General features: G+C 33.0%; 11 protein-coding genes. 5 read left to right on the top strand and 6 right to left on the bottom strand.

Annotation, left to right across the window (positions count from 1 at the left end):
- The first annotated feature begins 571 nt into the window (after positions 1-571).
- Positions 572-1,276 (top strand): hypothetical protein, encoded by a 705-nt coding sequence (locus KFV11_RS11560; RefSeq protein WP_149459938.1) that lies wholly within the window; start codon positions 572-574, stop codon positions 1,274-1,276.
- A 17-nt stretch (positions 1,277-1,293) separates the two neighbouring features.
- On the opposite strand, the gene KFV11_RS11555 is transcribed toward KFV11_RS11560, so the two are convergent.
- The 5 genes from KFV11_RS11555 to KFV11_RS11535 form a co-directional block, all read right to left on the bottom strand.
- Positions 1,294-1,860, bottom strand: a complete 567-nt coding sequence (locus tag KFV11_RS11555) for a tyrosine-type recombinase/integrase (RefSeq protein ID WP_149459939.1) — start codon at positions 1,858-1,860, stop codon at positions 1,294-1,296.
- Between the two features lie 169 nt (positions 1,861-2,029).
- Positions 2,030-2,365 (bottom strand): ArsR/SmtB family transcription factor, encoded by a 336-nt coding sequence (locus tag KFV11_RS11550; protein WP_133418528.1) that lies wholly within the window; start codon positions 2,363-2,365, stop codon positions 2,030-2,032.
- A 19-nt stretch (positions 2,366-2,384) separates the two neighbouring features.
- On the bottom strand, positions 2,385-3,002 hold the full coding sequence (locus tag KFV11_RS11545; protein WP_149459927.1) for a CadD family cadmium resistance transporter: 618 nt from the start codon (positions 3,000-3,002) through the stop codon (positions 2,385-2,387).
- A 104-nt stretch (positions 3,003-3,106) separates the two neighbouring features.
- Entirely contained in the window at positions 3,107-3,691 is a 585-nt protein-coding gene (locus KFV11_RS11540; RefSeq protein ID WP_254250628.1) for a hypothetical protein, read from the bottom strand.
- Between the two features lie 719 nt (positions 3,692-4,410).
- Positions 4,411-4,503, bottom strand: coding sequence for a type I toxin-antitoxin system Fst family toxin (locus tag KFV11_RS11535; RefSeq protein WP_133418524.1), 93 nt, complete (start codon positions 4,501-4,503; stop codon positions 4,411-4,413).
- 162 nt (positions 4,504-4,665) lie between these two features.
- Between KFV11_RS11535 and KFV11_RS11530 the strand changes: the two genes are divergently transcribed.
- The 4 genes from KFV11_RS11530 (at position 4,666) to KFV11_RS11515 (ending at position 7,884) form a co-directional block, all read left to right on the top strand.
- Positions 4,666-5,037 carry a hypothetical protein gene (locus KFV11_RS11530; RefSeq protein ID WP_254250641.1) on the top strand — a complete coding sequence of 124 codons (372 nt, stop codon included), beginning with the start codon at positions 4,666-4,668 and terminating at the stop codon, positions 5,035-5,037.
- Between the two features lie 566 nt (positions 5,038-5,603).
- A complete protein-coding gene (locus KFV11_RS11525) occupies positions 5,604-5,999 on the top strand; it encodes a plasmid mobilization protein (protein WP_254250640.1) in 396 nt (131 codons plus the stop codon).
- Entirely contained in the window at positions 5,981-7,081 is a 1,101-nt protein-coding gene (locus KFV11_RS11520) for a relaxase/mobilization nuclease domain-containing protein (RefSeq protein ID WP_254250639.1), read from the top strand. The genes KFV11_RS11525 and KFV11_RS11520 overlap by 19 nt, the downstream gene beginning before the upstream one ends.
- Before the next feature lie 299 nt (positions 7,082-7,380).
- Positions 7,381-7,884, top strand: a complete 504-nt coding sequence (locus KFV11_RS11515) for a hypothetical protein (RefSeq protein WP_246143169.1) — start codon at positions 7,381-7,383, stop codon at positions 7,882-7,884.
- Between the two features lie 3 nt (positions 7,885-7,887).
- Here the strand turns inward: KFV11_RS11515 and KFV11_RS11510 are convergent, their stop codons facing one another.
- The gene (locus tag KFV11_RS11510; RefSeq protein ID WP_254250638.1) at positions 7,888-8,715 is read right to left on the bottom strand and encodes a helix-turn-helix domain-containing protein; all 828 of its coding nucleotides are present in this window, start codon (positions 8,713-8,715) and stop codon (positions 7,888-7,890) included.
- Positions 8,716-8,752 lie beyond the last annotated feature (37 nt).

Raw genomic sequence — 8,752 nt, 5'->3', positions numbered from 1 at the left:
AGGAACGAAAAAAGAGTACACGCCGGTCTTTTCCATGGCATGCACTCTTATGACTTATGTCAGTTTTAATAGTCTTTCAACACAATCTTTAGATTTGTTTTATTGATAACCTTTGAAAAATCGGGTATGATTAAAACATAATCTTAATAGATGGGTTAAAAGAGCATTCTAAAGTGTTTGCCGATGTTAGGGATCGGTAAGCGATTAATAACTGTTACCAGCAGTTATTAATGCTGAATGTTCTTTTTACGTTCAATTAAGTTATTTAAATTGTATAACTAATGAAAAAAAATAGCAAATCAAAATGGAAAGTTTTCCATTTTGATTTGCTATTTTTGGAATAATTATTTCTAAATTGTTGAAAAATGTATTTTAGTAATTTAGACTTTAAATTAAAGAAGCGCTTTTTCATTACTTTTATAGGGAGGGATAACTATAAAGAAAGAATATATACTAGTAATAATAATTATTATTTCTCTAATTTTTTCAAAGTTTATTCTAAAACCTTACTTCTTCGAAGAGATTAATCTATGGACAGATTTAATGTTAGACATTATGTTGACGTTAATTGTTGGATTTATATTTATATTTTTCACTAACAAGAAGGGAGATTGAAAGAAATGAAAAAAATTATCGCATCTACTATGCTACTACTTTACTGTTAGGAGGATTTACTTCAACAACTTTAGCATCTGAAATAAAAGTTAGTAATAATACTAATGATGTTGTAAATGATGCAGTTAAAAATGAAATGACCATTGTGTCTGAAGAATTGATAAATAAAGCTAATCCGTTTATTTCTGTAGATGACACTAATGATAAATTTATATTGGATAAAGAGTCAGCCCGAAATACTCTTACTGAAAATGAAGTTGAACTTGTTCAAAAACAATTGAATAAAACTAATCACCTATTGCATGAAGAGAATGTTAACTATGTTCAACATGGAGAGTCATTAATACCTGAAAATAATGCCAAAGTCGAAAAATCGATAACTACTTATTCAACATCAGAGGGTATAAATAAGGTTGAGTTTTACTGGTGGGGTGCAAAGATATGGATATCTAAAACAGCGGTAAGAAAAGTTCTTGAAACAGGTGCAGAAGGTGGAGGAGCAGCATTAGGAGCATATTTAGGCGGAGTTCCTGGTGCACTATTAGGGACGATTGCAGGAAGTTTGGTTTCTAAATTTGGTGGACCTGCTGCAGCTAGAGCAGTATATATAAAATATAATTATGCTCTAGGTATACAAGACTTTCAAATTTTCAACAAATAACCACAAGAAATTCAAACTTAAACATAGATATTTATCATCACATTACTTATGGATTCATTCATAATATCTTGGTTTATCCCAATATATCTCAATGTCACAGATTGAGATGAATGATTAAATAAATCCATCAATAAAGCGACATCCTTCGTTTTCTTGTAGTAATGATAACCAAAGGTCTTACGCATCGAATGAGTCCCGATTTCACTTAAACCGATTGATTTTGCTGAATGATTCAAAATTCTGTAGGCTTGTACACGACTAATGGGTTTATCATTGCCGTCAGAATCGAGTTTATTGCTTTTAAACAGATAATCTTCGTCCTCTAAGAACTGAATATAACGATCAATATCCTCCTTTAGATGATAAAGGGGGATTTGTTTCTGTTTACGGGTCTTCTGTTCTCGGAGTTTAATTGTATAGTCCTTAATATCTTTTTTCTTTAAACCCAACATATCGCTCACTCTTAAACCACAGTTAATCCCGAGATTAAATAAAAAAACGTCTCGCTCTGATCCATAATAGGCAAGTGCCTCTTTCATCTCCTGTATCTTTTTTACGTCTCGAATCGGTTCCACGCTGTTCATTAAAATCGCTCCTATATGATACGTATAATGTATGTATTCATATCATTATGATACATTATTTCAGTTATAAAAATAAACCCCTTTGGTATCGGGGTTTGTAATGTAACATAATTACCATTGTGTTACATTTTCAGACAAATAAAAAAAGCAGTCACAGAAATATGACCGCTTAATTATTACTAAAAAATAACTTAATTTCTTCATCTTTGATAAAATAATATACCATTTTCCCATTTTTATAAAAATCAAGAACATCATTTTTATACAATAATCTAAGATGATGAGATGTAGAAGCCACACTCATATCTAGAATGATAGCAATATCACAGACACAAAGTTCTTTTTCACTCAGTAAAGACAATACAATTTTTAATTTTTTTTCATCGCATATTTTTTGAAAAATATTAAGTAATCTTTGCGACTTCTCAATTTTTAAAAAATCTAACGCTTTGTCCACTTTATCTTCATGAACACATACTATGTCACAAGTAATAGATTTATTCATTTAATTTCAACACCCTTATCTAAAATAAAAATTCTAAAATTGTTTGAATTGTTTTATTTTCTATGATAATAAACATTCCTAGTCCTATATAAATAACAGCCATTATCCAACGACTATACTTCTCAATAGTACCACCAATTCCAGGTATATTAGCAATTTTTTGAGCTGTAAAAACTAATACAAATATCAACACTAAAAATGTAATAAGTGTAACTATTAGATTTGACATATTAAGTGAAACAAAATATGGAACAAACAATCCAATGTTATCAGCACCACAACTTGCGATAGTCACTAATGCCACAGTTCCTATTAATTTTGATAATCCTTTTTTATCCAATTCTTTTTTTGCTCTTTTTTCACCAGCACAATCGTCATATAATGCTACTTTAACACCGAAATAAATTGGTATTATACCTAGCAATCCTAACATCCATTTCTCTGGAACATAATTTAATACGAAAGCTAAAAATAAACTTACTAATATTAAAATAATAGAACCTAGATATTGTCCAATATAGATGTTTCTATATTCTTTCTTTGTGCTAGCTCTAGCAAAGAAAATTAATAAAATAACTAATAAGTCTACAGCAGTTGCTGTGTATAAAACAGTAGCAGTAATAATAGTTTGAAACATAAAAGCACCTCATTCAAAAATTCATTTGAATGAAGCTTAACATATCCATCAGTAATATTCAAGTATATTTTTTAATGTTATTTTAACTCAATAATTTTTTAATATCACTTAAAGAAACGTGACAACAAGCCACCTTTTTTATTTGTCGTGCTATTACTTTCTTGCTTATCTTCTCTTAAGTCACGATAAAAGTTATCAATTTTATTTGTATCTTGCACATTATCAGCCTTTGAAGTATCTTCTTTGACTTCCTGTAGTTCTAATTCAAGAGCCTTTATCTTATCATTGGATTGTAATTGTAATGACTGTTGATTGTGTAACAACTGTTGTTGCTGCTTAAGTAATGAGGTCAAGTCTTGCTTATCATCTTGCAATGATTGTATTTGTTTGTTTTTATCATCAATCATTTGTCTAAGAAGTTCTATTTTATTGTTATTGTTTGATACATCTTGAGTATCATTGTCTTGCTTTGAGCTACTATCATTATTTATTAGTTCAGATACATCTACATTCAATGACTTAGCTTTATTATTGAGTATTCTATTTTTAATTGCTTCAACATCATCAGCACTTGAAACATACAAAGTATTGTCTTGCTTAGTCAGTTCTATTTCCAATTTTTTAGCATTATTAAACACAGTTTGTTTACTTACATTCAATTCATTAGCAAGATCAATACATGATTTCATTTTATCAATCCTTTATCAATAGTTTATTAAACGTTTGCCTAATTATATCTAAACTTATTAATCCTTTGACAATCATTTGTTAAGTATCTCAAAGACAATTATATCAATACATCTACCTTAATCAAATGCAATTATTTATTAAGTTATTCATGACGTTTTAGACAACACTTGATCAAATACTATATTATTTTATCAAGTGTTTGCCAATGATTTGTTAAAGCTTAGCACAGACAACGTACAAGCAACGATAATGTATTTGAATGGTTGTAAAGTCCTAAAGTAGTTTAAAGGCTTGTCAGAACGCTTTATTACTCTTATACGGTCCTATTTATGTGTTTATTCAGTAATATTTCTTAGTTATAATTAAATAAATAAAAGATTGAGGTGATTATATATCTGAGGAAAAGACAGAGGTAAAAAGAAAGTTTGGTTTTTATCATCGCAAAGGTGAAAAGATTAAAATTGTTTTTACTGACGGAAAAGCTATCACTGGAACATATTTATTTGCACCACAGTATGAGATTATTATCGAAACAGAAGATGGACGAGAAATAACGATTTTTAAACATGCTGTAAAGTATGTCTATGTCATTGATTAGTTTTACAAAGAAAATTGAATGAGATATAATAAAGTTAACAAGTAGAAATTCCATGGAAACACCGAATCCCCTAACTGCTGGGAACAGTTAGGGGGTTTTTTTAGGTGCTGGTATGCCGTCTTACGACTTACGCTGATCTAACCAGTGAGAAAACAACATAAGAATGACACCGACAATAATCGGTGCGATTACGTTAACAAGTAAAAAATCCATGGAGATCACCTCCTTCCATAAGATCTCGCCTATGGAAGTAAAGACGGCTTACTCATTATATCGAATTACGATGATTTCTTCTATAGTGCTTACCTTATCCATTTTATCTCTCAAAAACACGTGGCATAATAAGGATAACGATAAACATCAGGAGGATATACCATGACAAATATTGATTACGAAAAAGAACTTCAAGCATTAGAAGAAAAGAGAAAACAGTTATTGAAAGAAAAGCGTGAAAAAGACAGGAAGGAACTTCAGATGTTAAAAGAGGTCTTCGGCAAAGACTTCCCCAGAAAAGAGAACGGCAAGTTCATTTCCCTGGATGAATTTAAGAAGAATTATATGATTTCACATAAAGATCAGTCAGCGATTGATCCGAATGAATTGAATGCAGTTCAAGAAGAACTCAATCAATTAAAGAAGGCTCTGAATGGCATTGCGAACGCAATGGACGATTCAAAAGGTTACTGGCACGTGAGTGACTTAAAGGGTCTGACGAACTGGCTATCACAGTTCAGAACGAAGAACTAAACTGTGATAGGCAGTCTTACAAAAGGGACTGAAATACAGTCTCTTTTGTGTGAAATTGATTTGAATATGCTGACGAAAGTAGTCAGCGTTTTCAAATTAATTGGAAGATATTTTCTGCAAAGATCCATCGAAACATCATGTGATGTTTCGATGGATCTTTATATTTTTTATCGCAGACTATTTCGAAGAAATAGACGAAGATAAAAAACGAAAGGGTTAAGGGAAATACTTTTCCCTTACAAGGAGGCGGATGATACTTTGCGAAGCAAATGTATACATTCGCACTGCTTGACCAAAACATTTTTATACAATTTATGGTATAATTGAGATAAACAAAGTGACAGAACAATTGGACATAAATGTTTTGTGTTCTTGTGATGTGATGGCTGTTGTTAATCTCAAATGTGAACGAATAGTGAGTCATTTGGATTTACAATAATCGTGTGAATGGCTGTGACCGAATAGGGAGCAGTCTGAACCGATACATCACATCACTTCGGCACGGAGTGGCGTAAAAAATGACGAATGGACATGAGATATTTTTTACAGAATGGAGGGACGAACAAGTGAGCGAGACAAAGAAAAAATCAAAGATTATTTCTTTTCGAGTGAACGCAGATGAATATGATGTGATTGCTGGAACAGCTTCAAGTGCCAACTTGAACATCACATCATATTTAAAGGCACGTGCATTAGGAGGTAAGATACATCGTCCACTGATGAAGTCAGAGGATATTCAGAGTATCTTACCACCACTTTCAAAGCTTTCAGGAGAGATCAGTCGTGTCGGCAACAATATGAATCAATCGACACGTGCATTAAAAGTCTTATCAAGAGAATCCTTTTTAGAACAACAGGAAATGAATGAGGTTAAAAAGCTGACTGAGGAATTCAATGCGTTAAAACAAGAATTCGAAATGCTACAGAGTGAGGTGCATCAGATATGGCACAAACTAAAGTAGCGTCGTCTAAAAGTGCCACGGCATCCATCAAATATGGGCGTGATGGTAAAGATAAGGACACACAGGAGAAGAAGTGTATCGCAATGTCTGGGATCAACTGTGATCCGAGTAACGCTGAATATGAATTTGGTGTCGTCAGAAAAGCGTTCAATAAAGCTAAGAACGAAGGAAAAGACATTCAGGCACATCTCGTAGAACAGTCCTTTAAAGGCCGTGACATTGACCCTTTTGAAGTGAATCAGATGGGGTATGAACTGGCTGAACGACTCAATGAAGAACTGGGTGGTGGCTTTCAAGCTGTCGTTTATACACATGGGAATACCAACAACTATCATAATCACATTGTATTTAATGCGGTGAATTTAGAAGATGGCCATAAATATCATTGTTATCAGGAAAAGAAGATTGTCGAACGGATCAATGATGCCATTGTAAGAGAACACGGCTATCCTGTCATTGAGAAAAATAAAGAACGTGGCACATCAGTTACGATTAAAGAACAGAAACTCAAGGATAAAGGCGAGTATGTATGGAAAGATGATTTACGAGACACAATAGACAAAGCCTTCGAAAAAACAAAGGATAGCCTTCATTTCGATTTAGAGCGCTTTAAGGCGCATTTAACTGATTTAGGGGTCAACATAAGGGAGAGATTCAATCAGAAGCAGAAGATCACCCGTTTTTCGTATGATTTTATCGATCAGGATGGTAAGCAACGTGTGACACGTGAAAAAAATCTAGGAGTTGATTATGGTGCCGAGGGAATCAAATACGGATTGGAGCAAGAACGAAAATCTTACGAACAATTTAAACAACAACAATCAGGATTCACACCTAGCCCAGCAAGTAGAACATCTGACATTGAAATACCAGAAGGCAGAGATAGCATTCAACAGTATGCGGGACAAGTACTTGACGCTCGTATCAGAGATACAGGCAATGAAAGAACACAACGAGAACCTAGAACAAGAGATGAACACAGCCATCAACGAAAACAAAGCACTCAAGACAGAACTCCAAAAGACCATTCAGTTAAGTCAAAACAAAATAGACAACATGACCGAGGTGGACTTGAACGCTAAAAAGCTGAAACAAACAGTTTTAACCGATATAAAGCGTGATTTAAAATCTGAGATGGATAGCTACCAACAAGAACTGGATAAAGGTTATCTAAAGTCAAACATCTTTTTGAATTATGTACCGGTCATCATCAGTCTCATTTTTGTGATGTTTATCATCTATTATCTCGTAATAGGAATGCATTAGTATGTTCACATTTTTATATTATGTGATGCCTGTCTGTATCATTGCTTTGTGTCTATTTGGGATATTCTTGTGGCTTTCAAGCCAGATAGATCATATCAGATCATTACGATTTACAGTGCCTTTATCACTGATTGTTTTTATCATCGGTATCACGATGAGTACATGGACACCCTTATCACCGTTACCGTTTTACCAGCAACATCTCCATGTTCAAAAAGTTAACGAACAGTACAAAGTAGCTGAAAGCTATTTGGATAATTTGATGAATAAAGGATTTTTAGATTTCAACACAACTGTGAAAAAACATGTAACCCATCGTCATTTTTCAGTCGCTCAACAGAAAATCAATCGAATTGATGATCGTGATAAACGAAAAGCACTCATGAATAAACATAGCGAGTATTTAGCCATCTATGAACAGCATATTGGTGACCATCTTATTCAGAAGATTCAACTGGAATATCTCAGTGTGTCTGAATACAGTCATCTGACAGCACAAGATTATGACAACGTGCGTTATCAGATTCGACAACAGATTCAAAATTCACAGACAGAAAAAGATTTTCTCGAACGTATTCAGAAACTACAGAAAGAGCACGATACACTTTATTCACAATGATTACTAGATGACAGCATTATAGACAAAATAATGTTGTCCAATATATTCACGTAAAATGCCGATATAATAGGCTCTGTCATTTTTAATTTTAGACGCTAGACCATTAAATTCTTTTTTCTTTGCCTTAACAAGGGATTTTATCGCATAAATCATGATCTCAATATGATTTTCAGTGTCATAAATGTTATTACTGATGGTTTCTTTCAGCATTGTTTTGTACAGAGACAGAATTTCTTCATCACTAAAGAAAGGCTTTGCGACGTTGTAAATTGCGTCAGGCACTTCCATCGGTTTGACACGGATATCTGAGTTTTTAATATTGTGATATAAAACTTTAGAATGTGTTTTATTTAAACGTTTCCTGTTACTTAAAAAGATATTTAATAGATTTAAAAAGAATATAGTTTCCTGTTTTGCGTGAACATGTTGTAACGCCTGTTGTGACAGCTCTTTTCCGGTCTTAATCACCTGATTAAGCGTGGACATTTTAGCGTGGACATTTTTTTCTCGGATGACTTCATATTGTGTATAGGTATTGATTCTAAAGACTAATGCGCCGTTATTCTTACGTTTGCCACTAACCGTGTGAATCTTCGTGATATAACCTTTTTCATCAAGATTTTTTAGCGTTCGATAGACTGTTTTCTTGCTGATATGTAAAAGGTCTGCGATGGTCTGAAGTTTTAAATGAGAGTAACCAATTATCTTTAAGCTGTGTTGTTTTAAAACGTTTAAAATAAGGTATTCGGTCTTTTTAAGATAGCGATTGTATCGTTCAACCGTACGATCCATTGCGATGATTGTTTCAAAATTGTTGTCAAAGTCATTCATGATATAAGTCATTGTTATCATTCCTTTTTTAGATTTT

The sequence above is a fragment of the Macrococcus equipercicus genome, from assembly GCF_024205945.1.
GTDB classification, from domain to species: domain Bacteria; phylum Bacillota; class Bacilli; order Staphylococcales; family Staphylococcaceae; genus Macrococcus; species Macrococcus equipercicus.
The sequence above is the reverse complement of the archived record's forward strand: the minus strand, read 5'-3'. Positions and strand labels throughout refer to the sequence as shown.